The organism is Streptomyces sp. NPDC054783, from assembly GCF_053611725.1.
The window spans coordinates 53,292-79,988 of record NZ_JBSHAY010000024.1 but is presented as its reverse complement, the minus strand read 5'-3'; the positions used below and the strand labels follow the sequence as shown (position 1 = coordinate 79,988).

Below are 26,697 nucleotides of genomic sequence, written 5' to 3'. Positions count from 1 at the left end.
CAGACGGTCGGTCAGACCGTTTCGCGGACGGCGCGGGCGACGATGCTCAGGCCCTCGTCCAGCTCGTCGGGGGTGATGGTGAGGGCGGGCAGCAGCTTGACGACCTCACCCTCCGGGCCGGACGTCTCGATGAGCAGCCCGAGTTCGAAGGCCCGCCGCGCGATCCGCGAGGCACGATCCTTGTCGTGGAACTCCATGCCCCACACGAGCCCGCGGCCGCGGTACTCCTTGACGTCGGCGAGGTTCTCCTCGGTGATGGCGATCAGCGCCTGCTCGACCTGCTCGCCGCGGGCGCGGGTCTGCTTCTCCATGGCCGAGCCGTCGGTCCAGTACGCCTCCAGCGCCGCGGTGGCGGTGACGAACGCGGGGTTGTTGCCCCGGAAGGTGCCGTTGTGCTCGCCCGGCTCCCAGACGTCCAGCTCCGGCTTGAACAGGCACAGCGACATCGGCAGCCCGTAGCCGCTGATCGACTTGGAGACGGTGACGATGTCGGGCGTGATCCCGGCCTCCTCGAACGAGAAGAAGGCACCCGTCCGCCCGCACCCCATCTGGATGTCGTCGACGATCAGCAGCATGTCCTGCCGCTCGCACAGCTCCTTCAGCGCCCGCAGCCACTCGGGCCGGGCCACGTTGATGCCGCCCTCGCCCTGCACGGTCTCCACGATCACCGCGGCGGGCTTGTTCAGGCCGGAGCCCTGGTCCTCCAGCAGCCGCTCGAACCACAGGAAGTCCTCGACCGTGCCGTCGAAGTAGTTGTCGAACGGCATCGGCGTGCCGTGCACCAGCGGGATCCCGGCGCCGGCCCGCTTGAAGGCGTTGCCGGTGACGGCGAGGGAGCCCAGGGACATCCCGTGGAAGGCGTTGGTGAACGACACGATCGCCTCGCGCGACTTCACCTTGCGGGCCAGCTTCAGCGCCGACTCCACGGCGTTGGTGCCGGTCGGCCCCGGGAACATGACCTTGTACGGCAGATCGCGCGGGCGCAGCACCAGGTCCTGGAAGGTCTGCAGGAAGGACCGCTTGGCCGTGGTCGACATGTCCAGGCCGTGGGTCACCCCGTCCCGGGACAGATAGTCGATCAACGCCCGTTTGAGTACCGGGTTGTTGTGGCCGTAGTTGAGTGAGCCGGCACCTGCGAAGAAGTCGAGGTAGGCATGGCCGTCCTCGTCGAACATCCGGCTGCCCTGCGCGCGGTCGAAGACCGTGGGCCAGCCGCGGCAGTAGCTGCGCACCTCGGACTCGAGGGTCTCGAAGACGCTGAGGTCGGGCTGGGTGATGGTCACGGTGAATCGCTCCTCAGTGGGCGGTGGGGTCGGTCAACGGGCCGATGCGGTAGAGGACTTCGGGATCGTGCGGGCCGTCCGGGAACAGCTCGGCGGGGAACAGCACCTCGCGCTCCAGCCGCGCGCCGTGCCGGGCGGCGAACGAGGTGAACAGCCGCTCGGAGGCGGTGTTGCCCGGGGTGATGGTGGTCTCCACGTCGGTGATGCCGCGCTCGGTGGCGAGCCGGGCCGTCAGCCCGTCCAGCAGCGCGGCGGCGATGCCGAGACCCCGGTGGGCGGAGTCGACGGCCACCTGCCAGACGAGCAGCGTGCCGGGGCGCTCCGGTCGCACATAGCCGGTGACGAAACCGACCGGCTCCCCGTCCGCACCGCGCGCCACCGCCGAGGTGCCGGCGAAGTCCCGGCACCACAGCAGATAGCTGTACGAAGAGTTCAGATCGAGGGTTTTCGAGTCCTTGGCGAGACGCCAGAGCGTGGCTCCGTCCGTCACCGCCGGCTGGTCGACGATCAGGTCTGCGGGTGCGGCAGTCATGCGGCACGAATTTAGCGAGGCGAATTAGGAAATGCACGGCCGCTGTCGCTGCGCTGTACAGAGGGTGCGGCGAAATGCCCTGATTGACCCGCATCAAATCGGGTCAAAACGGTCGCGCTGTGGAGTGTGTCACACCGCGGAAACCGTCAAAAAACCGCCAGGAAACTTCCCCGTTTAGGCTTGCAAAAAGCGGGCAGGAGAAGATGGGAAGCTACCACCGGGAGAATTGGCAGAAATTGTGAAACTGAACTGAATAATGAATTCAGGCTCCGGTGGTCCCGTCGATTCGTTCACGCAGAATGTCGGCATGCCCGTTGTGCCGGGCGTACTCCTCGATGAGGTGGATCAGCACCCAGCGCACACTGACCTCGACGCCGGTCATCGGTTCGTCCACGATCCGCCCGGTGTCCTCCAGGGACCGCCCGGCCAGCAGCTCCCGGCCACGCGCGACCTCCCGCCGCCACGCGCCCAGCGCCTCTTCGAGCCCCCGCCGCGGATCGAGGACGTACCCCGTCTCCTCCTCGAACACCGGCGGCACGTCCAGCCCGGCCAACACCCGCTGGAACCATGTGCGTTCGACCTCGGCGAGGTGCTGCACGAGCCCGAGCAGCGTCAGGGACGAAGGCTCGGCGGAGGCCTGTCGCACCTGCGCGTCGTCCAGCCCCCGGCACTTCAGCTCCAGCGTGGCCCGGTGAAAGTCCAGCCAGCTCTCCAGCATGGGGTGCTCGGGGCCCGTCAGGAGGGGCACGGGGCGGCCGTCGGGGAGGGTGTGGGGCGTCTGTGGTGTGGTCATGCGAGCAGGGTGACACGGACCACTGACACCGGTACCCGGCAGACCTCAGACGCCGAGCGCCGCAGCGATCGCCGCCAGACACCTCCGCACGGTGTCCGGCGAAGCGTCCGGCCCGTAATGGTTGACCCGGATCATCTCCTCGGCCAGCGCCCCGCCGCCGGCGGCGATCGGCAGCGTCGCGTCGCTCTCCAGCGCCCGAGCCACCACCTCCGACGCCACCACCCCCGACGGCACCCGAAGCGTCGTAGCCACCGGCGCCGCGTCCGCGGCCTCGTGCACATAGGGCTCAAGGCCCCCGCCCAGGGCGACCGCACCCGCCCGCGCGGCCAGCGCCGCGCTGCGATGCCGGTCCATCACCGCATCCAGCCCCACCGACTCGATCCGTTCCAGACAGGCCTCCAGCGCCAGCATCTCCAGCTGCGCCGGAGCGTGCGGCAGCGCCGTGCGGCCGGCGTCGAGCCAGCGCTCCTTCCAGTCCAGCAGGGACAGGTAGGAGCGGCGCGGCGCGTGGGGGTTGGCCGCCATCCGGGCCCACGCCCGCTCGCTCACCGAGATCGCCGACACCCCCGCCGGGCCGCCCATCGCCTTCTGCGCGCCGATCACGCACAGGTCCACACCCCACGCGTCCGGCAGTACCGGCTCCGCGCCCACGGAGGCGACCGCGTCCAGGTAGAACAGCGCGCCCTGCTCCCGTACCGCCTCACCGATCTCCGCGACCGGGTTGGTGTTGCCGGTCGCCGCCTCGGCGTGCACCAGCGACACGAAGTCGATCTCCGGGTGCTCGGCGAACGCCTCCCGGATCCGGTCGGCGGTCACCGCCGTGTGGAAGGGCACGGAGAGGTCGTACACGGTCGCACCCGCGTCCCGGAGCCAGTTGCCGAAGGTCTGCCCGTAGGGGCCCGTGATCACGTTCAGGGCCACCGTGCCCGGACCGGCCGCCGCGCGGATCGCGCCCTCCAGCGGCAGCAGCGCCTCGCCCTGCGTGATCAGCACGTCCTGCCGGGTGTCCAGCAGCCGGGCCACCCCGTCCTCGATGGCGGCGAAGCGTTCGGCGCTCAGCGGGGGCAGGTCCAGGAACGGGTGGGTCACGGCGGCGCTCTCTTCGTTCTCGGGGGTCGATGTCCGGGGGCAACTCCACCGATCTTAGGTCCAACGCCGTCGTAACCATCGGTTTAATTTGAGAGACTCAAACTCTTCCTTATAATCAGAACCCACAGTTTCCCCACAGAGAAGATCCCCCCATGAAAACGCTCCTCGGACGCCGGACCCGACTCCTGGCCGCCACCACCGCGACCGCCGGGCTGGTCCTCATCGTGGCCGGCTGCTCCTCGAACGGGGGGAGCGGCGGTGCCACCGTCAAGGGGGTCCACCTCGTCAAGGCCGGTCAGCTGACCACCTGCACCCACCTGCCCTACCCGCCGTTCCAGTCGGAGATCAACGGCAAGGTGCAGGGCTTCGACGTCTCCCTCATCGACCTCGTAGCCAAGAACCTCGGCGTCAAGCAGCAGATCGTCGACACGCCGTTCGAGAACTTCAAGACCGGCGCCTTCCTGAACTCCGGCCAGTGCGACCTGGCCGCCGCCGGCATGACGATCACGCCCGAGCGCAAGAAGAACGTCGACTTCTCCGACCCGTACTTCGAGGCCACCCAGGCCGTCCTGGTCGACAAGAGCAGCGGCATCAACTCCCTCGCCGACGTCAAGGCCAAGGGCAAGAAACTCGGCGCCCAGGCGCAGACCACCGGCGAGGACTACGTCAAGGGCAAGGGCTACGACCCGATCTCCTTCGAGTCCTCCGACGCGGTCCTCAACGGCCTGCGCACCGGCCAGGTCCAGGCCGTCGTCATCGACTACCCGGTCGTCCAGGGCTGGCTGAAGGACAAGGCCAACGCGGCCAAGTTCAAGGTCGTCGACAACCTCAAGACCGGTGAGCAGTACGGCTTCACGGTCAAGAAGGGCAACACGGCGCTGCGCGAGGCCATCGACAAGGCCCTGAAGGACGCCAAGGCCGACGGCACCTACAAGAAGATCTACGAGCAGTGGATCGGCCCGTACAACGCCTCCGCGGCCTCTCCCGCCGCCTCATGACCGATACGGACGTACGACTCCAGCCGAGGAAGAAGGGGCTGACGCGGCGCCAGCGGCGTCGGCTGTCGCGCGGCATCCAGTACGTCGTCTTCGTCGCCGCCGTGATCGCCATTGCGGTCTCGGCGGACTGGGGGCGGCTGCAGAACCAGTTCGCGCAGGGCGGCATCGCCAAGCAGATGTGGCCGGACGTCATCACGCTGGCGCTGAAGAACACCGTCCTGTTCACGGTGTCCGGCTTCGTCCTCGGACTGGTGCTCGGCCTGGTCATCGCGTTGATGCGGCTGTCCTCCGTGGGGCCGTACCGCTGGGTGGCGGGCATCTACATCGAGATCTTCCGCGGCCTGCCCGCCCTGCTGATCTTCGTCTTCATCGCGGTCGCCGTCCCGCTGGCCTTCCCGGGCACGGAGATCCCCGGCGGCACCTACGGCAAGGGCGCCCTCGGCCTCGGACTCATCGGGGCCGCCTACATGGCGGAGACGTTCCGTGCCGGCATCCAGGCGGTGCCCAAGGGGCAGATGGAGGCGGCGCGTTCGCTGGGCTTCTCGCCGGCCAGGGCGATGATCTCCATCATCATCCCGCAGGCGTTCCGGATCATCCTCCCGCCGCTCACCAACGAGCTGATCATGCTCTTCAAGGACTCCTCCCTGGTGCTGCTGCTCGGCGTGACCCTGGAGGAGCGCGAACTGTCCAAGTTCGGCCGGGACCTGGCCAGTACGACCGCCAACTCCACGCCGATCCTGGTCGCGGGCCTGTGCTACCTGCTGGTCACCATCCCGCTCGGCTTCGTCGCCCGCCGTCTGGAGGCCAAGGCCCAGAAGGAGATCAAGTGACCCGCCCCGAGATCCGCGTCCGGGACCTGCACAAGTCCTTCGGCGACAACCACGTCCTGCGCGGCATCGACCTGGAGATCAACCAGGGCGAGGTCGTCTGCGTCATCGGCCCCTCCGGCTCCGGCAAGTCCACGCTGCTGCGCTGTGCGAACCTGCTGGAGGAGCCCACCGAGGGCCAGGTCTTCGTCGGCGGCACCGAACTGACCGACCCGGACGTCGACATCGACGCCGTACGCCGCCGGATCGGCATGGTCTTCCAGCAGTTCAACCTCTTCCCGCACCTCAGCGTCACCGAGAACCTCACGCTGCCGCAGCGCAGGGTGCTCGGGCGGGACAAGGCGAAGGCCGCGAAGATCGCCGCCGAGAACCTGGCCCGCGTCGGCCTGGCCGAGAAGGCGGAGGCCTACCCCTCCTCCCTCTCCGGCGGCCAGCAGCAGCGTGTGGCGATCGCCCGGGCGCTGGCGATGGGCCCGGAGGTCATGCTCTTCGACGAGCCGACGTCCGCCCTCGACCCGGAACTCGTCGGCGACGTCCTCGCCGTCATGCGCATGCTCGCCCGCGAGGGCATGACGATGATGGTCGTCACCCACGAGATGACCTTCGCCCGCGAGGTCGCCGACCGGGTCGTCTTCATGGACGGCGGCGTGATCGTCGAGGACGGCAGCCCCGAGCAGGTCATCGGCGACCCGCGGCACGAGCGCACCCGCCACTTCCTCTCCCGCCTGCTCGACCCGGCGATGGCCGAGGTCGAGGAGGAGATCCCGGACCAGGTGGGCGGGCCCGAGCAGTAGCTCATTAAGGTGCAGTACATGAGCGATGGCGCCGTGCTGCACGTGAAGGGGAGGGTCCTCGTCGGACCCGAGGACGTCCGCGACGAGCTGTGGGTGGTCGGGGGCCGGGTGACCTACGACCGCCCCGCCGGAGCCCGGGACGTCCGTACCGTCGAGGGCTGGGCGCTGCCCGGCCTGGTCGACGCGCACTGCCATGTGGGCCTCGGCGCGGAGGGCCCGGTCGACGCCGCCACCGCCGAGAAGCAGGCGCTCACCGACCGGGAGGCGGGCACCCTGCTGATCCGGGACGCCGGCTCGCCCTCCGACACGCGCTGGGTCGACGACCGCGAGGACCTGCCGAAGATCGTCCGGGCCGGCCGGCACATCGCGCGCACCCGCCGCTACATCCGCAACTTCGCCTGGGAGATCGAACCGGACGACCTGGTCGCCTACGTCGCCCAGGAGGCCCGGCGCGGCGACGGCTGGGTCAAGCTGGTCGGCGACTGGATCGACCGCGACCTCGGCGACCTCGCCCCCTGCTGGCCCCGCGGGGCGGTGGAGGCGGCCATCGCCGAGGCCCACCGGCTCGGCGCCCGCGTCACCGCGCACTGCTTCGCCGGGAGCTCCCTGCGCGACCTGGTCGAGTCGGGCATCGACTGCATCGAGCACGCGACCGGCCTGACCGACGACCTGATCCCCCTCTTCGCCGAGCGCGGGGTCGCGATCGTCCCCACCCTCGTCAACATCGCCACCTTCCCACGGCTCGCAGCCGGCGGCGACACCAGGTTCCCGCGCTGGTCCGCGCACATGCGCAGGCTGCACGAGCGCCGCTACGACACCGTGCGCGGCGCCTACGACGCCGGGATCCCGGTGTTCGTCGGCACGGACGCCGGCGGCTCGCTGGCCCACGGCCTGGTCGCGGAGGAGGTCGCCGAGCTGGTCACCGCGGGCATCCCGCCGGTCCAGGCCCTGTCCGCGACCAGCTGGGGCGCCCGCGCCTGGCTCGGCCGCCCCGGCCTGGAGGAGGGCGCCCCGGCCGACCTGGTGGTGTACGAGAGCGACCCGCGCGCCGACGTCCGGGTGCTGGCGGCGCCGCGCCGGGTGGTGCTGAACGGGATCGTGGTCGAGTAGCGGCCGGGGGCTACGGGAACGTCTGTGCCCGGTGATTCGAATCGGCATGCGGGGAATCCACGTTTGAGTGAAGTAACCCAGGATCGCTGACCGTTCACCCACAGTGCGTACAAGGTTGACGGGTCCCAAGCATGTTCCCACTGGGGGTCCCACCGCCTTGAACAGCAACAACTTCCGTATGCCCGCACGCCGTCTCGCCACCGTGGCGACGGTCACCGCCCTGGCCACGGCTCCCGCGGCCCTGGGCGCGGGCGCCGCGCACGCGACCACCGACCACGGTCGCGCCTCCGCCGTCGTCCTGCGCACCGGGCTCGACGTGTCCCTGCTCAACAAGACCGTCGACGTCCCGCTCGCGGTCTCCCTCAACGAGGTCCAGGCACCGCGGAGCGCCGACAGGACAGCTCTGACCGCCCGGCTCGACGGCGTGGCCGGCGGCAAGCCGTTCACGGTCCTCGGCGCGGAGGCCGCCTCGGCGAAGGCCACCGTGACCGCCCGGCGCGCCGAGGGCTCGGTCCGGCTCGTCCACGCCAGGCTGCACGTCCCCGGCTTGCCCCTGCTGTCCCTGATCGAGGTCGGCACGGTCACCGCCGACGCGACCTGCGAGGCCGGCAGGGCACCGGCCGCCTCCGCGAACGTCCTCGGCGCCGTCACCGTCCTCGGCAAGCGCGTCACCCTCACCGCCGGTGGCCCGACCGAGGTCAAGGTGCCCGGCGTCGGCGAGGTCCGCCTCGACCTCGCCCAGCGCAGCACCACGACCCGCACGGCCGCCGCCACCGCCCTCGAACTCAAGGTCTCCGTCAACCCTCCCGCAGACTCCGTCCGGGGGTACCCCCAGCTCAACGTCGCCGACGTCGAGGGCACGGTCACCCTGGCCAGGGCGACCTGCGAGTCCCCGACGGCCCCGCCCACCGGACACCCGGTGCCGAGCCACGACCCGGCCGCCGACGTGAAGCCCCAGGGAGCCAGACAGGACCTCGCGGAGACCGGCGGCAGCTCCGCGACCCCGTACATCGCGGGCGGCGCGCTGGCGCTGGTGCTGCTCGGCGCCGGAGCGGTGACGGTGGCCCGACGCCGCAAGAGCTGACGCCACTTCCCCGTGCCGCTCCCCGCTCGGCCGTCACGCCGGGCAGGGAGCGGAACCCGCTGGCCGGGTCCGGCTACGGAAGCACGGCCGACAGTGCCTTCAGGAAGCCGTTCACGGTCACCCGGTCCCGCACGGCCACCCGCACCCATTCCTCCCCGAGCCCCGGAAACGTGTCCCCCCGCCGCACCGCATAACCAAGCTCGCGCAACCGGTGTCGTACCACGGCGGCGCCCGGCATACGGACCAGCACGAACGGCCCTTCCGCAGGCTGCACCACCCGCACACCCCGGTCGGCGAAAGCCGCCAACCCGGCCACCAGATGCGCCCGGTCCGCCGCGACGCGGTGTGCCGCATGCCCCGCCTCGGCCAGCGCCCGCGGTGCGACACACGCCTCGGCCGCGGCCAGCGCCGGCGTCGACACCGGCCACAACGGCTGAGCCCGCTCCAGCTCGGCGACGATCTCCGCGGGAGCCAGCACATACCCGATGCGCAGCCCGGCCAGTCCCCACGTCTTGGTGAGGCTGCGCAGCACGACCAGCCCCGGCACATCGGTCCGCCCGACCAGCGCCGCCCGCTCACCCGGCACCGCGTCCATGAACGCCTCGTCGACCACCAGCACCCGCCCCGGCCGGGCGAGCCGGGCGATCGCTTCCGCCGGATGCAGCACGGACGTCGGATTGGTGGGATTTCCGATCACCACCAGATCGGCGTCCTCCGGCACCGCCGCCGGATCCAGCCGGAACCCGTCCTCCTCCCGCAGCAGCACCCGCTCCACGGTGTGCCCCGCGTCCCTGAGCGCCGCCTCGGGCTCGGTGAACTGCGGGTGCACGACGACCGGTTGCCGTACCTTCAGCGCGCGGGCGAGCAGGACGAACGCCTCCGCCGCGCCCGCCGTCAGCAGCACCCGCTCCACCGGCAGCCCGTGCCGCGCCGCCACCGCCGCCCGTGCGGCCCGCCCGTCCGGGTAGGCCGCGAGGGACGACAGCGAGCCGGCGATCTCCTCCCGCAGCCACGAAGGGGGCGTGTCCGCACGGACGTTGACGGCGAGGTCGACCAGCGCGGCCCCGTCGTCCCGCACCTCGGCGTCCCCGTGATGACGCAGATCCGGTCCCCTGCCCTCAGTGCGCATGGCTGTGCGAGTGCCCCCCGTGATGGTGATGCCCGTGGCCGTGGTGGCCGTCGTCGTCCGGGTGGTAGTGCGGCTGCTGCGGCAACCCCACCTTGTCCTCGAAGCCCGGCAGCGCGATCCGGTACACGCACGAGTCGCAGTTCATGCGCAGATCGCCCTTGACGGCCTCCTCGTACCGCTCCAGCACCAGGTCCAGCAGCTCCGGCTCGGGCCCGATGACATCGGCCGACCGCACCTCGATCTCCGGGTGCGCGGCCGCCCACCCCTCGGTCTGCTGCCGCACCCGGTCCGGCAGGATCCCGGTGAACAGGAAGTAGGGGAGTACGACGATCCGCCGTGCCCCGAGCGCCGCGCACCGGTCCAGTCCACTCGGCACGTCCGGCGCCGCCAGTGACACGAACGCCGTCTCCACCCCGGCGTACCCACGGCCCTCCCACAGCAGCCGTGCCGCCTTGAACACCTCGGCGTTGGCGTCGGGGTCCGTCGAACCGCGGCCCACCAGCAGCACCGTCACATCGGCCCGGTCCTCGGGGCTGCGCCCGGAGGAACCCAGCGCGTCGTCCAGCCGCCGCTCCAGCACGCTCAGCAGCGCCGGGTGCGGGCCCAGCGGACGGCCGTAGGTGTACGAGATGCCCGGGTGCCGCTCCTTCTCGCGGGCCAGCGCGGCCGGGATGTCACCCTTGGCGTGCCCGGCGGACACCAGCATCAGCGGCACGGTGGCGAACCGCCGTACCCCCCGCGCCACCAGTCCGGCGACGGCCTCGCCCAGCGGCGGCGCGGACAGCTCGATGAAGCCGCCCGCGACCGGCATGTCGGAGCGGAGCTGCAACTGCCGTACGAAGTCGCGGAACGCCTCGGCGCCGGCGTCGTCACGGGTGCCGTGGCCGGCGATGAGCAGGGCGGGCGGGGTGGTCACGAGGTCTCCTCAGACGAAACGGGGTGGTACAGCAGGGCGTTGAGCGCGGCGGCGGCGACCGCCGAGCCGCCCTTCTCGGACACGTTGCTCACGGCGGGCAGCCCGCTCATCCGCAACGCGGCCTTGGACTCGGCGGCGCCGACGAAACCGACGGGCAGGCCGATGACGAGCGCGGGGGAGGCGTCCAGGGCGAGCAGCTCCTCCAGGGCGGTCGGCGCACAGCCGATCACCCACAGCGCGCCGGGCCCGACCTGCTCATAGGCGAGCCGGACGGCATGGGCCGAACGGGTCAGCCCCGGGCCGGCCCCGGCGTCCTTCAGCCGGCAGACGGTCTCCCGGCGGGTGATGCCGGCCGCGACCATCTCCACGTCCACGACGACCGGCGCCCCGGCGTGCAGCGCGGCGTGCGCCGTCACCAGGTCGCCTTCGTCCATGACGAGATCGGTCGCGTACTCCAGGTCGGCGGCGGAGTGGATGACCCGCTCCACCACCGCCCGGGTCAGCGGCGGGAAGTGCGAGGTGTCCAGGCGGGCGCGCAGCCGCCGGAAGGACTCCTGCTCGATCGGATGGACCACACGGGCCACGGGGTTCACCGGGCGCCCTCCTGGGTGCGTTCCTGCCAGCGGTAGCCGCGCGGGGTCACCATGCGTCCCGCGATGATCCGGGTGGCCGTATTGCCCACGGTGACGACCGTCATCATGTCGACCGTCGCCGGGTCCAGCCCGGCGAGGGTCGTGACCCGGCTGGACTCGTCCGGCCGGGACGCGTTGCGGACGACCCCCACCGGCGTCGCAGGCTCGCGGTGCCCGGCGAGGATCGCGAGCGCCTTCGGCAGCTGCCAGTCGCGGCCCCGGGAGCGCGGGTTGTAGAAGGTCACCACGATGTCCGCCTCGGCCGCCGCCCGCACCCGCCGCTCGATGACCTCCCACGGCGTGTGCAGGTCGGACAGGCTGATGGACACGTGGTCGTGGCCCAGCGGCGCGCCCAGGACCGCCCCGGCGGCCAGCGCGGCCGTCACCCCGGGCACCCCGACCACGTCGATGTCGTCGGAGGCCTCGGCGAGCGCCGGGGACGCCATGGCGTACACGCCCGCGTCCCCGCTGCCGATCAGCGCGACCGCATGCCCCTCGCGGGCCTCGGCGACCGCCGTACGCGCCCGCTCCTCCTCGGCGCCCAGCCCCGACTCCAGCACCCGGGTGCCGGGCCGCAGCAGATCGCGGATCTGGTCCACGTACTGGTCCAGCCCGACCAGCACCGAGGCCCGGCGCAGCTCCGCCGCCGCGCGCGGGGTCAGCAGGTCCCGGGCGCCGGGTCCGAGCCCGACCACCGCGAGCCGCCCGCGCCCCGGACGCCGTACGACGGCACAGGTCGCCATCGCGGGCTGCCCGTCCTCCCGCACCGACTTCCGCTTGGGCACGAGGAGTTCACCACCGCGCACCAGAGCCGCCGCCTCGGCGACCGACGGGGTGCCGACGGCCGCGAGCGGTGCGTGGGACGGATGGGGCACCTCGACGGCGGCCAGCTCCTCGGCGGAGTACGTCACCAGCGGCACCCCCAGCCGCCCGGCGGCGGCCACGATGCCCGGCTCCTCCGACTTGGCGTCCACCGTGGCGAGTTCGGCCACGGACCTCGGTGACAGCCCCGCCTCGCGCAGCGCCCCCTCGACCAGCCCGAGGACCTCCTCCACCGGAGCGCCCCGGGACGCGCCGACCCCGACCACCAGCGACGGCGGCCTCAGCAGCACCTCGCGCTCGCCGGGTGCGACGTCCCGGTCGGTGAGCCGGATCGTGTACGCGCCCTGCGGCGAGGTCGGCAGCGGCGGCAGCGGCCAGGCCGACTCGGCCTCCAGCGCGACCGGTTCACCGTCCAGCAGGGCGCGCGACACGGTCGCGACCGAGCCCTCGTACGGCAGCCCCAGCGTGTCCAGGCCGGCCAGCCCGACCGCGTCCGTCGCGGTCGTCACCACCGGCTGGGCGCCCAGCAACTCGCCGACCTCCCGGGCAAGTTCGTTGGCGCCGCCGCCGTGGCCGCCGAGCAGCGACACCGCGAACCGGCCGCCCTCGTCCACGCACACCACACCGGGGTCGGCCGCCTTGTCGTCGAGCAGCGGCGCGAGCAGCCGTACCACCGCGCCCGTCGCCAGGAAGCACACCAGCTGCTCGCACTCGGCGAACGCGGTCCGCACCGCCTCCCCGACGGGCCCCTCGTACACCCGCGTCCGGTCCGGCCAGGCCGCGGCCAGCCGGTCCCGTGCCGCCGCCCCCGCCGCGGTGGCGGAAATCAGGCCGATCACTCGAGAACTCCTTCACTAGGCACCGGGGTTCCGACATTTCTGACACCCCAGAGCAGAAAGACAGGATTGGTCGCCGCGAGCCGGGTAACATCCCCCGGCAGCGGCGCCAGGCGCGAGGACTGCAACAGCACCCCGTCGCAGGTGAACCCGGCGGCCGTGAGCGCCTCGCGCGCCGCCGGCACCCGGTCGAGGGCGGCCATGGCGACGACGACCGTACGCCGGGCCCGCCGGGCGCACGCGGTGACGACGGCGGGCAGTTCGCGCCCCCCGCCGCCGACGAACACGGCGTCGGGATCGTCGGCGAGTCCGGCCAGCACGTCCGGCGCCGAGCCGTGCACCACGTCCACGTCGACGCCGTGGGCGTGCGCGTTGGCGCGGATCCGCTCCACCCCGTCGGCCGCCTTCTCCACGGCGACGACGGCCGCGCCGAGCCGCGCGCACTCCACCGCCACCGAGCCCGAGCCGGCGCCCACGTCCCACACCAGGTCGCCCAGCCCCGGCCCCAGCCGGGCCAGGGCCAGCGCGCGCACCTCGAACTTGGTGATCATCGAGTCGCGGTGGGCGAACCCGCCCTCGGCCAGGGCCCACTGCGCAGGCCGCGCGGGCACCCCGGCGACCGTGCGCACCGGCCCGAGCGCCCGCGCCTCGTCCAGACACAGCACCACGCTCACCGCCGTACCCCAGTCCCGGGCGGCGGCCTCGGCGGGCGTGACCCGCTCGACACGCTCGTCCGCGGAGCCGAGGGCGGAGGCGACGACGAGGACACGCCCCGGCTTCCGCGGCTCGTGCAGCAGCGCCGCCCCCAGTTCCGACGGCCCCGCGCCCGGCCCCGTCAGCACCGCCACCTTCGGCCGCGCCCGGCACACGTTGACCGCCGTACGCAGCTCCCGGCCGTGCGCGCTGACGACCACGGCGTCGTCCCACGGCAGCCCCGCCCGCGCGAACGCGGCGGCGACGGACGAGACCCCGGGCCGCACATCCAGCAGCCGCGACCCGAACCGCTCGGCCAGCACCCGCACGATCCCGAAGAACCCCGGGTCGCCGGAGGCCAGCACCACCACCGGAAGCTCTTTGTCGACATACCCGGCGATCGTGTCCATGGCGGGCGCCAGCGGCCCGAGTGCGACCCGCTCGGCCCCCTCGGGCAGCCGTACCGCGTCCAGGTGCCGGCGCCCGCCGACCACCAGCGCGGCCCCCGCGAGGACGTCCTCGGCGACCGGCGCGCCCGTCCCCGTGCCGACGACCGTGATCAACTCTTCGCCCTCTGCTCGCGCAGGGCCCGCCGGGCCTCCGGGTCGGCCTTGCGGTAGCCGTGGAAGTGCCCCGGGTGGTACAGGTGCGAGCGGGTGCCGTGCGCGTCCAGCGCCGGGCCGACCAGGAAGAGCGTGTGCTTCCAGAGCCTGTGCTCCTTGACCGTCTCCTCCAGTGTGCCGACCGTGCACCGCACGACCAGTTCCTCCGGCCAGGTCACCTGATGGGCGACGACGACCGGGGTGTCCGTCGGGTAGCCGCCCTCCAGCAGCTCGCGCACCAGCTGCCCGCTGCGGGCGGCGGAGAGGAAGATCGCCATCGTCGTACCGTGCCGGGCGAACTCCCGTACCTCTTCCCCGGGCGGCATCGGCGTCTTGCCGCCGCCAAGCCGCGTGAGGACGACGGACTGCGCGACCTCGGGAATGGTCAGCTCGCGCTGCGCGAGGGCGGCGACGGCGGAGAAGGACGAGACCCCGGGTACGACCTCTGTGCCGATCCCGATCTGCGCGCAGCGGTCCAGCTGCTCCTGCGTGCCGCCCCACAGCGCCGGGTCGCCGGAGTGGATGCGTGCGACCCTCAGCCCCTCGGCGTGGGCGCGCCGGTAGACGGCGACGACCTCCTCCAGGGGCATGGTCGCCGAGTCCAGGATCTCCGCGTCCTCGCGCGCGTGCTCGAGGACCTCCGCCTGCACCAGGCTCGCCGCCCAGATCACCACGTCCGCCTCCGCGATGGCGCGCGCGGCGCGGAACGTCAGCAGATCGGCGGCGCCGGGGCCGGCACCGACGAACGTCACCTTGCCGGTGGGGGCATCGGCCATGGGAAGGGTCCTCTCGTACGGGAAACACACATCAAAAGTGGGTGAAATGTCAGGGTCTGGCAGGGTGTGATCGGTGCCGGATGTGCGCGAAGGCGCCTCCATCGGATAGCAAGGGCCTATGGCGGTCTTCGTCGCGCTCGGCGCGTTCCTGATGACGCTGGCCGGCGGCTGGACGGCACAGCGCGTGACCGACCGGCGCCATCTCGTCCTGGGACTCGCCGGCGGCCTGATGCTGGGTGTGGTCGGCCTGGACCTGCTGCCGGAGGCGCTGCACACGGCCGGCCGCGAGATCTTCGGCGTACCCGCCGCCCTGCTGCTGTTCGTGGCCGGCTTTCTCCTGGCCCACCTGGTGGAGCGCACCCTGGCCGCCCGCCAGGCCGCGCACGGCGGCGCCGAGGGGCACAACCACCGGGCGCCCGAGGTGGGCCTCGTGGCGGCCGCCGCGATGGTGGGCCACAGCGCGATGGACGGCGTGGCCATCGGCGCGGCCTTCCAGGTGGGCGGCGGCATGGGCGCGGCCGTGGCGCTCGCCGTGATCGCGCACGACTTCGCCGACGGCTTCAACACCTTCACCATCACGAGCCTGTACGGCAACGCCCGCCGCCGGGCGATCGCCATGCTGGTGGCCGACGCCTGCGCACCCGTGCTGGGCGCGCTGTCGACCGCTTTCCTCCACATCCCCGAGGCGGCGCTCGGCGGCTACCTGGGCCTCTTCGGCGGCGTCCTGCTCTATCTCGCCGCCGCCGAGATCCTGCCCGAGGCCCACCACGAGCACCCCGCGCGCTCCACCCTGCTGTGCACGGTGGCGGGCGCGGCGTTCATCTGGCTGGTGGTCGGCCTCTCCGGCGGCTGAACGGACCGGTGACGGGTGGCCGGTGTCTTCGGTGGCCGCCGTCCCGGCCGGCCGGCCCGGTCGCTTCACAGCTTTCCGCCCCGTCCGCCGTCCCGCCGTGGGGGCGCGATCAGCGTCGACAGGTACGGCAACGGCGTCCCGTCCAGCTCGGCGGCCGGCCGTACCGACTCCTCCGGCAGCCCCAGCGCCGATCCCCACACGGCGTCCGCCAGCCGCCCGTTCTCCTTCAGCGCCTCGGCGACCTCGGCGGCCTGCCGCCCGAACTTGTACGCGACGACGGTCCCGGGCCCGGCCAGTGCCTCCTTGAGCACGGCGGACCCCGCGGTCACCGGCACCAGCGTCAGCGGCTCGGTGCCCTCGGTCAGCACGGCACCGGACCGGGCCGCCAGATCCTGCATGGCGGTGATCCCGGGCACGGTCTCCACGACGACACCGGGCACCAGCCCGGCGATCGTCTGCGCGAGATACGTGAACGTCGAGTACACGTTGGGATCGCCGATGGTGGCGAAGGCGACCGACCCGTGCCGCTCCAGCAGCCCGGCGACCGCGGCACCCGCCGCGTCCCAGGCGGCCTCCCGGCGCGCCCGGTCCGTCCGCTCGTTCAGCGCGAACACCACCCGGACGACCTTGTCCTCGGGCACGTAGTGCAACACGGTCGCCTCGGCCCGGCCCCGCTCCCCCGTGTCCATCACGGGTACGACGACGACATCGGCGGCCCGCAGGGCGTTGACCCCCTTGACGGTCACCAGCTCCGGATCACCGGGACCGACCCCGACTCCGACCAGCCTGCTGCTCATGACGTCAGGCACCTCTCCACGAACCGACGGGCGACACCGGGCTCGGACGCCCAGTGCGTGTGCAGATAACTCGCGTGCACGCCGTGCTGTACGAAACCTTCGACCCGCCGCACGGGCGCCCGCACACCCCACGCCGGAGCAGCCCCGGCGCCGGGCTCGACGACGGTCCGATGGAACTCGTGCCCCCGCATCCGCGTCCCCGTGGCGGCCAGCACACTGTCCCCGACCGCCACGGCGTCCCGGTAGCCGAGCGTCAGCCGTTCCGTCATCCGCGCGGTGGCGTCCAGCACGCCGCACATCGGCTGCCCGTCCAGCTCCCGGCAGAGGTAGAGCAGCCCGGCGCATTCGGCTGCCACCGGGGCACCGCTCAGCGCCAGCTCGGCAATCGCTTTCCGCAGCGGCTCGTTGGCCGACAGCTCGGCGGCGTAGACCTCGGGGAAACCACCGCCGATGACCAACCCGGCGGCATCGTCCGGGAGTTGCTCATCACGGAGCGGATCGAAGGTGACGACCTCGGCACCGGCGGCGGTGAGCAGCTCGGTGTGCTCGGCATAGGAGAAGGTGAACGCGGACCCACCGGCTACGGCGACCACGGGCGCTCGCCTTTCAGCCGACGGTTTCGGGTGGTGGGTGGCCGAGGCGGGGGTCCAGGGGGCGGGGCCCCCTGGGAGGGCGCCTGCAGTACGGGCAAGCGTTTCGAGGGCGTCCAGGTCACACCCCTGACCCACCTGCACCGCCATCGAGGCCACAGCCTCCACCGCCGCAGCGCCCCGCTCCGCAACCGGCACCAACCCCAGGTGCCGAGAAGGCGTCGACACCTGCTCGGCCCGCCGCAGGGCACCCAGCACCGGTACCCCCGCCGAGTCCAGCGCCTCCCGCAGCAGCTCCTCATGCCGGTCGGACGCGACCTTGTTCAGGATCACGCCCCCGACCTGCACCTGGGGATCCCAGGAGGCGAACCCGTGCACCAGCGCCGCCACCGACCGCGACTGCGACGAAGCGTCGACGACCAGCACCACCGGTGCCCTGAGCAGCTTGGCGACATGCGCGGTGGACGCGAGTTCACCCTCGCCCGCCGCCCCGTCGTACAGCCCCATCACACCCTCGACCACGGCGATGTCACACCCCCGCGCCCCGTGCAGGAACAGCGGAGCGACCAGCTCCGGCCCGCACAGGTACGCGTCCAGGTTGCGCCCCACCCGCCCGGTCGCGAGCGCGTGGTACCCGGGGTCGATGTAGTCCGGCCCGACCTTGTGCGGGGACACGGCGAGCCCCCGCGCGGCGAACGCGGCCATCAGCCCCGTGGCGACGGTGGTCTTGCCGCTGCCCGAGGAGGGCGCGGCGATGATCAGCCGAGGCACCGACGACGTCACCACTCGATGCCCTTCTGGCCCTTCTGGCCCACGTCCATGGGGTGCTTGACCTTGGACATGTCGGTGACGAGGTCGGCGAAGTCGACCAGCTTCTCCGGCGCGTTCCGCCCGGTGATCACCACATGCTGCGTACCGGGCCGGTTCCGCAGCACGTCCACCACCTCATCGGTGTCCACCCACCCCCAGTGCAGGGGGTAGGCGAACTCGTCCAGCACGTACAGCCGATAGGTCTCGGCGGCCAGGTCGCGCTTGACCTGCTCCCAGCCCTCCCGGGCCTTCTCCTCGTTGTCCATCTGGGCGTCCCGCTGGACCCACGACCAGCCCTCGCCCATCTTGTGCCAGTCGACGCTGCCGCCCTCGCCGGAGGCGCCGAGCACCCGCAGGGCGTTCTCCTCGCCGACCTTCCACTTCGCGGACTTGACGAACTGGAACACCCCGATCGGCCAGCCCTGGTTCCAGGCGCGCAGCGCGAGCCCGAACGCGGCGGTGGACTTGCCCTTGCCGACGCCCGTGTGCACGACGACCAGCGGCCGGTTGCGACGCTGACGAGTCGTCAGGCCGTCGTCCGGTACCACACTCGGCTGTCCCTGCGGCATTACGCGGCCCTCCTCTGTACGTCCTTCACCAGCCCGGCGATCGAATCCGCCCGCAACTCGTCGAGCGTCACCGCCGTACCGCCCAGCTCACCCGCGAGCTGTCCGGCGAGCCCGAGCCGCACCGGACCCGACTCGCAGTCCACGACCACCGACGCGACCCCCCCGGCCGCGAACAGCCGTGCCGCCCGACCGGCCAGCGCGACCGGCTCCGGGCCACCGGTGGCCCGCCCGTCGGTCACGACGACCACAAGGGCCCGCCGTGCCGGATCCCGCAGCCGCTCCACGCGCAGCACCTCGTGCGCCTTGAGCAGTCCGGCCGCGAGCGGCGTACGGCCACCGGTCGGCAGCGACTCCAGCCGGGCCGCCGCCGCATCCACGGAGGAGGTCGGCGGCAGCGCGACCTCCGCGGCCGACCCCCGGAAGGTCACCAGGCCCACCTTGTCCCGCCGCTGGTAGGCGTCCAGCAGCAGCGACAGCACGGCACCCTTCACGGCACCCATGCGCTGCCGTGCCGCCATCGACCCGGAGGCGTCCACGACGAACAGCACGAGGTTGCCCTCGCGCCCCTCCCGGGTCGCCTGCCGCAGATCGTCCCGGCGGATCACCAGCCCCGGCCCCGACCGGCCGCGCGCCCGCTGGTGCGGGGCCGCCGCCTGCACGGTGGCGGCCAGGTGCAGCTTGGACAGCGCACCCCGGGGCCGCCGTGCCCCGGTCGTCCGCCCGTGCTCGGTGCGCGCCCGCGACCGACGGCCCGCGGCACCCTCCCCGATCCCGGGCACGCTCAGCACCTTGGTCCGGAACGGCTCGGCGGCCCGTACGGCCGACTGCTCCCGGGCGCCGGAGGCCTGCGGTTCCCCGCCCTCACCGGCCTCGGGCCGCGCGGCGGTGTCCCCGTCGCCCTGGGGGCCGCTGTCGGGCGCAGGCCGGCCACCGCCGCCACCGGGACCGTCGGGATCGGGGTCGTCCTCGCCCTCGTCCTCGCCGGAGAACTGCTCCATCGTCTCGTCCAGCTTGTCCTCGTCCAGGCCCGGCGCGTCGAACGGGTTACGGCGCCTGCGGTGCGGCAGCGCCAGCAGCGCCGCCTGCCGCACGTCCTCGGCGAGCACGTCGGTCCGCCCGGCCCACGCGGCCAGCGCGGTCGCCGTACGCGCCATCACGATGTCGGCGCGCATGCCGTCCACCTCGAAGGCCGCGCAGGTCGCCGCGATCTGCCGCAGCGCCCCGTCGCCCAGCCGCACCTGCGGCAGCAACTCCCTTGCCGTGATGATCCGGTGACGTACGGCGGCCTCCTCCTCGGCCCACCGGGCGGCAAAGCCGGCCGGATCGTCGTCGTACGCCAGCCGGCGCCGCACCACCTCGACCCGCTGTTCGGGCTCCCGCGAGGCCGCGACCTCCACGGTCAGCCCGAACCGGTCCAGCAACTGCGGCCGCAGCTCGCCCTCTTCGGGGTTCATCGTGCCGACGAGCAGGAAACGGGCCGCGTGCCGCACGGAGACGCCCTCGCGCTCCACGTACGAGGCACCCATCGCCGCCGCGTCCAGCAGCAGGTCGACCAGGTGGTCGTGGAGCAGGTTGACCTCGTCGACGTACAGGATCCCGCGGTGCGCGTCGGCCAGCAGGCCCGGCTCGAACGCCTTCACGCCCTCGGCGAGCGCACGCTCGATGTCCAGGGCACCGACCAGCCGGTCCTCGGAGGCGCCGACGGGGAGTTCGACCATCCGGGCCGGGCGCGCCGTACCGCGCCCCGGCTCGTGCGGCCCGTCCGGGCAGGACGCGTCCGGGGCTGCTGCCGGGTCACAGGAGAACCGGCAGCCCGGCACCACGGGGACCTCCGGCAGCAGCGCCGACAGGGCACGCACCGCCGTCGACTTGGCCGTGCCCTTCTCGCCGCGCACCAGCACACCGCCGACCGCCGGGGACACGGCGTTCAGCAGCAGCGCGAGCCGCAGGTCGTCCTGACCGACAACGGCCGTAAAAGGGAAGGGGGTCGTCACTGGTCGTCGCCCTCCAAGTCGCCTTCCAGCTCCAGGTAGGTGGCGCGCAGCCGCTCCAGCGTCTCCGCGTCCGGCTCCGCCCACAGGCCACGGTCCGCCGCCTCCAGCAGCCGCTCGGTGATGCCGCGCAGCGCCCACGGGTTGGACTTCTTCATGAAGTCCCGGTTCTCCGGGTCGAAGACGTACTCCGCGCTGAGCTTCTCGTACATCCAGTCGTCGACCACGCCCGCGGTGGCGTCGTAGCCGAACAGGTAGTCCACGGTCGCCGCCATCTCGAAGGCGCCCTTGTAGCCGTGCCGGCGCATGGCCGCCATCCAGCGCGGGTTGACCACGCGGGCCCGGAAGACACGGTGGGTCTCCTCGCCGAGCGTGCGGGTCTTCACCTGGTCGGGTACGGCAGAGTCGCCGACGTACGCCTCGGGGTTGGCGCCGGTCAGGTGCCGGACCATGGCGACCATGCCGCCGTGGTACTGGAAGTAGTCGTCGGCGTCGACCAGGTCGTGCTCGCGGGTGTCGACGTTCTTCGCGGCGACCGCGATCCGCTTGAACGCGGTCTCCATGTCCCCGCGCGCCGCCCGCCCGTCCAGCCCGCGCCCGTAGGCGTAACCGCCCCAGACGGCGTACACCTCGGCCAGGTCGGCGTCGCTGCGCCAGTTCCGGGCGTCGATCAGCGGCAGCAGACCGGCGCCGTACGCTCCCGGCTTGGAGCCGAAGATACGGGCCGTCGCGCGCCGCCGGTCACCGTGACCGGCGGTGTCCTCGTCGGCGTGCGCCTTCACGAAGTTGCTCCCGGCGGGCTCGTCCAGCTCGGCCACGGCGCGTACCGCGTCGTCGAGCAGGCCGACGACGTGCGGGAACGCGTCCCGGAAGAACCCGGAGATACGGATCGTCACGTCGATGCGCGGCCGCCCCAGCTCCTGCAGCGGAACCACCTCGAAGCCCGTGACCCGGCGCGAGGCGTCGTCCCACACGGGGCGGCAGCCCAGCAGCGCCAGGATCTCGGCGATGTCGTCGCCCTGGGTGCGCATCGCGGACGTACCCCAGACCGTCAGGCCGACGGACTTCGGGTACTCCCCGGTGTCCTGCAGATACCGCTGCACGAGAGAGTCGGCGAGCAACTGCCCGACCTCCCAACTCAGCCTGGAAGGAATGGCCTTGGGGTCGACCGAGTAGAAGTTGCGGCCGGTCGGCAGGACATTGACGAGACCACGGGTCGGGGAGCCGGAGGGACCGGCCGGGACGTAACCGCCGTCAAGTGCCTTGAGGATGTGGTCGATCTCGTCGGTGGTCCTCGCCAGCCGGGGCACCACCTCGTTGCAGGCGAACTCCAACACCGCTACAGCGTCCGGCAGTTCGCTGCCGAGGACGTCGGAGACAAGGGCGCGGCTCTCGGCGGTGGCCCACCCGCGCTCCTCCATGCCCTCCGCGATGCGCCGGCACAGCTGCTCCAGCAGGTCGATGGCGTCGGCGGCCGTACGGGACGGGCCCTCGACCAGATCCGTCAGCTCGACCGGGACCTTCACCGGAGCACCGGGCTCGGCCAGCAACTCCTTCTCGACGAGCCCGAAATGGGCCGCGAGCGAGGCCCTGAGCCCCGGCAGCGCGTTGGCCTGACCGCCCCACACCTGCGAGGCGCGCAGCACGGCGAGCACCAAGTTCACGCGCGGCTCGCCGACCGGGCCGCCGCCCAGGATGTGCAGGCCGTCGCGGATCTGCACGTCCTTGATCTCGCACAGATAGCCGTCGATGTGCATGACGAACCCGTCGAACGCTTCGTCGTCCGGCTGCTCGTCCACATGCAGGTCGTGGTGCAGCTCGGCCGCCTTGACCAGCGTCCAGATCTGGGCGCGGACGGCCGGGGCCTTCGCCGGGTCCAGGTCCGAGACGAGCGCGTACTCGTCCAGCAGCTGCTCCAGCTTGGCCAGGTCGCCGTAGGTGTCGGCGCGGGCCATCGGCGGCACCAGGTGGTCGACCACCGTGGCGTGCCCGCGCCGCTTGGCCTGGGTGCCCTCGCCGGGGTCGTTGACGATGAACGGGTAGATCAGCGGCAGGTCGCCGAGGACCGCGTCCGGCGCGCACCCGGCGCTCAGCCCCAGCCCCTTGCCCGGCAGCCACTCCATCGTGCCGTGCTTGCCCATGTGCACGATCGCGTCCGCGCCGAAGCTGTTGTCCAGCCACCTGTAGGCCGCCATGTAGTGGTGCGAGGGCGGCATGTCGGGGTCGTGGTAGATCGCGATCGGGTTCTCGCCGAAGCCGCGCGGCGGCTGGATCATCACCACGACGTTGCCGAACCGGAGGGACGCCAGCACGATGTCGTCGCCGTCGACGTACAGGCTGCCCGGCGGCTCGCCCCACGCCTCCAGCATGGCTTGCCTGAGGTCCGGGTCCAGCTTCTCGAACCAGGCCCGGTAGTCGGCCAGCGGCACCCGCGCGGGCGCCGCCGCCAGCTGCTCCTCCGTCAGCCACTCCACGTCGTGGCCGCCGGCCTGGATCAGCCGGTGGATCAACTCGTCGCCGCCGGCAGGGTATGCGGTGAGGGAGTACCCCGCGTCCCTGAGCGCGTCCAGCACCCGCACCGCCGAAGCGGGGGTGTCCAGACCGACCGCGTTGCCGACCCGGGAGTGCTTCGTCGGGTAGGCGGTGAAGACCAGCGCGATGCGCTTCTCCGCGTTCGGCTTGTACTTCAACTGCGCGTGCCGCAGGGCGATTCCGGCCACCCGCGCGGCCCGCTCCGGGTCGGCGACGTACACCGGGACCTCGTCCGGACCCTGCTCCTTGAAGGAGAACGGCACGGTGATCAGCCGGCCGTCGAACTCCGGGATCGCGACCTGCATCGCCGCGTCCATGGGGGAGAGGGCGGCGTCCGACTCCTCCCACGCGGCCCGCGAGGAGGTGAGGCAGAGCCCTTGCAGGACGGGGATGTCGAGGTCGGCGAGCGCGCCGATGTCCCAGGACTCCTCGTCACCGCCCGCCGAGGCCTGCGAGGCGTGTGTGCCGCCGGCCGCCAGTACGGTGGCCACCAGCGCGTCGGCCTTCCCCAGCAGCTCGTACAGCCCGGCGTCCGCGCCGCGCAGCGAACCGCAGTACAGGGCAAGCGCGTTGGCGCCCTTCGCCTCGATGGCGTCGCACAGGGTGTCCACGAAGGCGGTGTTGCCGCTGAGCTCGTGCGCCCGGTAGAAGAGCACGCCCACGGTGGGGCGTCCGTCGACGACAGCACGATCACCGTGGACGCCGTACTCCGGCATCCTGCACGGCTCCTCGAAGCCCTCGCCGGTCAGCAGCACGGTGTCCGAAAGGAACCGGGACAGCTCCAGCAGGTTCGCGGGCCCGCCCTCGACCAGGTACCTCAGTGCCTCCGCCACCACACCGGCCGGCACCGACGACTCGGCCATCAGCTCGGCGTCCGGTACGGCCTCGCCGCCCAGCAGCACGGTCGGGATACCGGCCGCCTTCAGCGCGGCGAGCCCGTCCTCCCAGGCGCGCTTGCCGCCCAGCAGCCGTACGACGGCGAGGTCCGCGACCTCGATCAGCCCCGGCAGCTCCTGCTCGGCGTCCACCCGCGTCGGGTTGCCGATGCGGTAGTCCGCGCCGGAGGCCCGGGCCGCCAGCAGATCCGTGTCGGCGGTCGACAACAACAACACTGTGCTCATGCAGGCGCTCCCGGTGCGATGAAAGGCAGTCCTTGCGGCGCGCCCGACTCGATGAGCCGCCACAGCGCGTCCGTGTCCGCGTGCTGTTCGATCAGGTCGCCGAGCCGGTCGAGCTGCTCCTCGCGCAGCGCGGCGAAGGAGGTGTCCGGCGCGGGCACGAAGCGGCGGCCCGCGGCGGCCGCCACCTCGCGCAGGAAGGCCCGCCGGAAGCCGTCCGACTCCAGCGAGCCGTGCCAGTGCGTGCCCCAGGTCCGGCCGACCCGGCAGCCGTCCAGGAAGGCCTCGCCGCCGAGGATTTCGGCCACCCCGTGGTGGATCTCGTACCCCTCGACCCGCTCGCCCAGGGCTTCGCCGGCCGGTCGGGTGAGGGTCTTCTCGCGGGCGAACCGCACCCGCACGGGCAGCACGCCGAGCCCGGGGACGGCCCCGGCACGTGACTCGACCTCGTCCTCGATGTGCTCGCCGAGGATCTGGAAGCCGCCGCAGATGCCGAGTACCGGGCGGCCTTCGGCGGCTCTGCGGACGACGGCGTCCGCCAGTCCCCGCTCCCGCAGCCACTCCAGGGCCCGTACGGTCCCGCGCGTGCCCGGGATGACGACCAGGTCCGCGTCCGCCAGCTCCTCCGCGCGGTCCACGAACCGCACCACGACTCCCGGTTCGGCGGCCAGCGCGTCCACGTCGGTGAAGTTGGACATCAGCGGAATCGCGCACACGGCGACGCGCAGCACGTCCGCGCCGACCGGCGGAGTCTCGGTGGGCTCGCGGACGGTGCCGCGCAGCGACGCCCTCCCCCACGCTCGGCTTCGCTCCCGCGGGGGGACCCCCATCCCGTCCTCCTCGTCGATGCCGAGCCCGTGCCGGAACGGCAGCACACCGTACGTCCGCCGCCCGGTGAGGCCGTACAGCATCTCCAAACCGGGCTTCAGCAGGGAGACATCCCCCCGGAACTTGTTCACCAGGAACCCGGCGACCAGTTCCTGGTCCTCCCGCGAGAGCAGCGCGACGGTCCCGAAGAAGGACGCGAAGACGCCCCCGCGGTCGATGTCGCCGACGACGAGCACGGGCAGCCGCGCATTGCGCGCGATCCCCATGTTCACGATGTCGGTGCGCCGCAGATTGATCTCGGCCGGGCTGCCCGCCCCCTCACAGATCACCGCGTCATACGTGCCCCGCAACTCGGCGAGGCAGTCCAGCACCGTGCCGAGGAGCCTCTGCTGCCGTCCGCCGTGGTACCCGCGTGCGCTCAGCTCGCCCACCGGTCTGCCCAGCAGTACCACCTGGCTGCTCTGTTCGCCGCCCGGCTTGAGCAGCACCGGGTTCATCAGCGCGGTCGGCTCGATCCGGCACGCCTGGGCCTGCATGGCCTGCGCCCGCCCGATCTCCGCGCCCTCGCGGGTCACGAAGGAGTTGAGCGACATGTTCTGCGCCTTGAACGGCGCGACCTTCACGCCCTGACGCACCAGCCACCGGCAGATCCCGGCGGTCACGACGCTCTTGCCGGCGTCGGAGGTGGTACCGGCGACGAGGAGTCCCCCGTTCACTTCCCACGTCCCTTCAGACCCTTGACGACACCTTTGACGAGGAGGCGCGCGGCGACCGTGGTGCCGAGCGCGAGCAGGCCGACGCCGCGGGAGAGCCGTACGGCCCGGTCGATGTCGGTGACCCGGACGGCCCGGCCGGTCTCCCCGTTGAGTACGGGCCGGTGCTCGACGCGGCCGCCGTAGGAGAGCGTTCCGCCCAGGCGCACGCCGAGCACACCCGCGAACGACGCCTCTACGGGCCCCGCGTTGGGGCTCGGGTGCCGGTGGGCGTCGGCCTTCCAGGCCCGCAGGGCACCGCGCGGGTCGGGTCCGGCCACGGCGGCGAGTACGGCGGTCAGCCGGGCCCCCGGCCAGCCGGCGACGTCGTCGAGCCGGGCGGAGGCCCAGCCGTAGCGCCGGTAGCGGGGGGACCTGTGACCGACCATCGCGTCCAGGGTGTTGACGGCCCGGAACCCCAGCAGCCCGGGCACCCCGGCCACGGCCCCCCACACCAGGGCGCCCACGACGGCGTCGGAGGTGTTCTCGGCGACCGACTCGACCACGGCCCGGGCGATCCCGTCGGCGTCCAGCGCCTGCGGGTCCCGGCCGCACAGGTGCGGCAGCCGCGCCCGCGCCGCCTCGACGTCACCGGACTCCAGGGCGCGCCCGATCGTGCGGGCCTCCCGGGCGAGCGACGTACCGCCTACGACCGCCCAGGTGGCGGCGGCGGTCAGTGCGACGGAGGCGGCGGGGGAGGGGCGTACGGCGCGTGCGGCCAGCGTGCCGAGCGCGACGGCGCCACCGGCGCACACGGCGGTGTGCACGGTGCCCCAGCCGCGGTGGTCGTGCCACAACGCGCGGTCCACGGCAGCGGCCGCACGTCCGAACGCGGCGACCGGATGCCCGCGGCGGGGATCGCCGAGGAGCAGGTCACCGAGAAGACCGGCGGCGGCGCCGTACGCGAAAGTGCGGTCGGCACCCATCGGCTCAGCCGGTCG

The 26,697-nt window shown here is 72.7% G+C and carries 23 protein-coding genes; 6 read left to right on the top strand and 17 right to left on the bottom strand.

The window, feature by feature from the left end:
• Window positions 1-11 precede the first annotated feature (11 nt).
• From ectB to ACWGJ5_RS32735, 4 genes are all read right to left on the bottom strand, one after another.
• A complete protein-coding gene (gene ectB / locus ACWGJ5_RS32750) occupies window positions 12-1,283 on the bottom strand; it encodes a diaminobutyrate--2-oxoglutarate transaminase (RefSeq protein ID WP_453313245.1) in 1,272 nt (423 codons plus the stop codon).
• A 13-nt stretch (window positions 1,284-1,296) separates the two neighbouring features.
• A complete protein-coding gene (ectA, locus tag ACWGJ5_RS32745) occupies window positions 1,297-1,815 on the bottom strand; it encodes a diaminobutyrate acetyltransferase (RefSeq protein ID WP_453313244.1) in 519 nt (172 codons plus the stop codon).
• 262 nt (window positions 1,816-2,077) lie between these two features.
• Entirely contained in the window at window positions 2,078-2,608 is a 531-nt protein-coding gene (locus ACWGJ5_RS32740) for a DinB family protein (protein ID WP_453313243.1), read from the bottom strand.
• 45 nt (window positions 2,609-2,653) lie between these two features.
• Complete coding sequence (locus ACWGJ5_RS32735; protein ID WP_453313242.1) at window positions 2,654-3,697, bottom strand: pyridoxal-phosphate-dependent aminotransferase family protein; 1,044 nt, start codon at window positions 3,695-3,697, stop codon at window positions 2,654-2,656.
• Between the two features lie 152 nt (window positions 3,698-3,849).
• On the opposite strand from ACWGJ5_RS32735, the gene ACWGJ5_RS32730 reads away from it, so the two are divergent.
• The 5 genes from ACWGJ5_RS32730 to ACWGJ5_RS32710 all read left to right on the top strand — a co-directional run bounded on the left by ACWGJ5_RS32730 (window position 3,850) and on the right by ACWGJ5_RS32710 (window position 8,510).
• Window positions 3,850-4,695, top strand: coding sequence for a transporter substrate-binding domain-containing protein (locus tag ACWGJ5_RS32730; protein WP_453313241.1), 846 nt, complete (start codon window positions 3,850-3,852; stop codon window positions 4,693-4,695).
• Window positions 4,692-5,525, top strand: a complete 834-nt coding sequence (locus ACWGJ5_RS32725; protein WP_453313240.1) for an amino acid ABC transporter permease — start codon at window positions 4,692-4,694, stop codon at window positions 5,523-5,525. The genes ACWGJ5_RS32730 and ACWGJ5_RS32725 overlap by 4 nt, the downstream gene beginning before the upstream one ends.
• Window positions 5,522-6,316: an amino acid ABC transporter ATP-binding protein gene (locus ACWGJ5_RS32720; protein WP_453313239.1), complete on the top strand. Its 795-nt coding sequence runs from the start codon at window positions 5,522-5,524 to the stop codon at window positions 6,314-6,316. Before ACWGJ5_RS32725 ends, ACWGJ5_RS32720 begins: the two co-directional genes overlap by 4 nt.
• A gap of 18 nt (window positions 6,317-6,334) precedes the next feature.
• Window positions 6,335-7,426, top strand: coding sequence for an amidohydrolase family protein (locus ACWGJ5_RS32715; protein ID WP_453313238.1), 1,092 nt, complete (start codon window positions 6,335-6,337; stop codon window positions 7,424-7,426).
• Window positions 7,427-7,583: 157 nt separating this feature from the next.
• Complete coding sequence (locus ACWGJ5_RS32710; protein ID WP_453313237.1) at window positions 7,584-8,510, top strand: SCO1860 family LAETG-anchored protein; 927 nt, start codon at window positions 7,584-7,586, stop codon at window positions 8,508-8,510.
• A gap of 73 nt (window positions 8,511-8,583) precedes the next feature.
• Here ACWGJ5_RS32710 and cobC read toward each other — a convergent pair whose 3' ends face one another.
• From cobC to cobM, 6 genes are read right to left on the bottom strand one after another with little or no spacing between them, the layout of a single operon-like run.
• Entirely contained in the window at window positions 8,584-9,639 is a 1,056-nt protein-coding gene (cobC, locus tag ACWGJ5_RS32705; RefSeq protein WP_453313236.1) for an Rv2231c family pyridoxal phosphate-dependent protein CobC, read from the bottom strand.
• On the bottom strand, window positions 9,629-10,555 hold the full coding sequence (locus tag ACWGJ5_RS32700; RefSeq protein ID WP_453313235.1) for a sirohydrochlorin chelatase: 927 nt from the start codon (window positions 10,553-10,555) through the stop codon (window positions 9,629-9,631). The genes cobC and ACWGJ5_RS32700 overlap by 11 nt, the downstream gene beginning before the upstream one ends.
• Window positions 10,552-11,139, bottom strand: coding sequence for a precorrin-8X methylmutase (locus ACWGJ5_RS32695; protein ID WP_453313305.1), 588 nt, complete (start codon window positions 11,137-11,139; stop codon window positions 10,552-10,554). The genes ACWGJ5_RS32700 and ACWGJ5_RS32695 overlap by 4 nt, the downstream gene beginning before the upstream one ends.
• A gap of 5 nt (window positions 11,140-11,144) precedes the next feature.
• On the bottom strand, window positions 11,145-12,848 hold the full coding sequence (gene cobJ, locus ACWGJ5_RS32690) for a precorrin-3B C(17)-methyltransferase (protein ID WP_453313234.1): 1,704 nt from the start codon (window positions 12,846-12,848) through the stop codon (window positions 11,145-11,147).
• Window positions 12,845-14,101, bottom strand: coding sequence for a precorrin-6y C5,15-methyltransferase (decarboxylating) subunit CbiE (gene cbiE / locus ACWGJ5_RS32685; protein WP_453313233.1), 1,257 nt, complete (start codon window positions 14,099-14,101; stop codon window positions 12,845-12,847). Before cbiE ends, cobJ begins: the two co-directional genes overlap by 4 nt.
• Window positions 14,098-14,916, bottom strand: coding sequence for a precorrin-4 C(11)-methyltransferase (cobM, locus tag ACWGJ5_RS32680; RefSeq protein ID WP_453313232.1), 819 nt, complete (start codon window positions 14,914-14,916; stop codon window positions 14,098-14,100). Before cobM ends, cbiE begins: the two co-directional genes overlap by 4 nt.
• Before the next feature lie 118 nt (window positions 14,917-15,034).
• Here cobM and ACWGJ5_RS32675 point away from each other — a divergent pair, with 118 nt between their 5' ends.
• Window positions 15,035-15,769, top strand: coding sequence for a ZIP family metal transporter (locus tag ACWGJ5_RS32675; RefSeq protein WP_453313231.1), 735 nt, complete (start codon window positions 15,035-15,037; stop codon window positions 15,767-15,769).
• A gap of 65 nt (window positions 15,770-15,834) precedes the next feature.
• Here ACWGJ5_RS32675 and cobI read toward each other — a convergent pair whose 3' ends face one another.
• The 7 genes from cobI to ACWGJ5_RS32640 are packed head-to-tail and all read right to left on the bottom strand — an operon-like array spanning window position 15,835 to window position 26,682.
• Complete coding sequence (cobI, locus tag ACWGJ5_RS32670; RefSeq protein ID WP_385308452.1) at window positions 15,835-16,566, bottom strand: precorrin-2 C(20)-methyltransferase; 732 nt, start codon at window positions 16,564-16,566, stop codon at window positions 15,835-15,837.
• Window positions 16,563-17,939: a cobyrinate a,c-diamide synthase gene (locus ACWGJ5_RS32665; protein WP_453313230.1), complete on the bottom strand. Its 1,377-nt coding sequence runs from the start codon at window positions 17,937-17,939 to the stop codon at window positions 16,563-16,565. Before ACWGJ5_RS32665 ends, cobI begins: the two co-directional genes overlap by 4 nt.
• A complete protein-coding gene (gene cobO / locus ACWGJ5_RS32660) occupies window positions 17,936-18,535 on the bottom strand; it encodes a cob(I)yrinic acid a,c-diamide adenosyltransferase (RefSeq protein ID WP_453313229.1) in 600 nt (199 codons plus the stop codon). The genes ACWGJ5_RS32665 and cobO overlap by 4 nt, the downstream gene beginning before the upstream one ends.
• Window positions 18,535-20,529 carry a putative cobaltochelatase gene (locus ACWGJ5_RS32655; protein ID WP_453313228.1) on the bottom strand — a complete coding sequence of 665 codons (1,995 nt, stop codon included), beginning with the start codon at window positions 20,527-20,529 and terminating at the stop codon, window positions 18,535-18,537. Before ACWGJ5_RS32655 ends, cobO begins: the two co-directional genes overlap by 1 nt.
• The gene (cobN, locus tag ACWGJ5_RS32650; protein ID WP_453313227.1) at window positions 20,526-24,179 is read right to left on the bottom strand and encodes a cobaltochelatase subunit CobN; all 3,654 of its coding nucleotides are present in this window, start codon (window positions 24,177-24,179) and stop codon (window positions 20,526-20,528) included. Before cobN ends, ACWGJ5_RS32655 begins: the two co-directional genes overlap by 4 nt.
• On the bottom strand, window positions 24,176-25,720 hold the full coding sequence (locus ACWGJ5_RS32645; protein ID WP_453313226.1) for a cobyric acid synthase: 1,545 nt from the start codon (window positions 25,718-25,720) through the stop codon (window positions 24,176-24,178). Before ACWGJ5_RS32645 ends, cobN begins: the two co-directional genes overlap by 4 nt.
• Window positions 25,717-26,682 carry a cobalamin biosynthesis protein gene (locus ACWGJ5_RS32640; RefSeq protein WP_453313225.1) on the bottom strand — a complete coding sequence of 322 codons (966 nt, stop codon included), beginning with the start codon at window positions 26,680-26,682 and terminating at the stop codon, window positions 25,717-25,719. Before ACWGJ5_RS32640 ends, ACWGJ5_RS32645 begins: the two co-directional genes overlap by 4 nt.
• Window positions 26,683-26,697 lie beyond the last annotated feature (15 nt).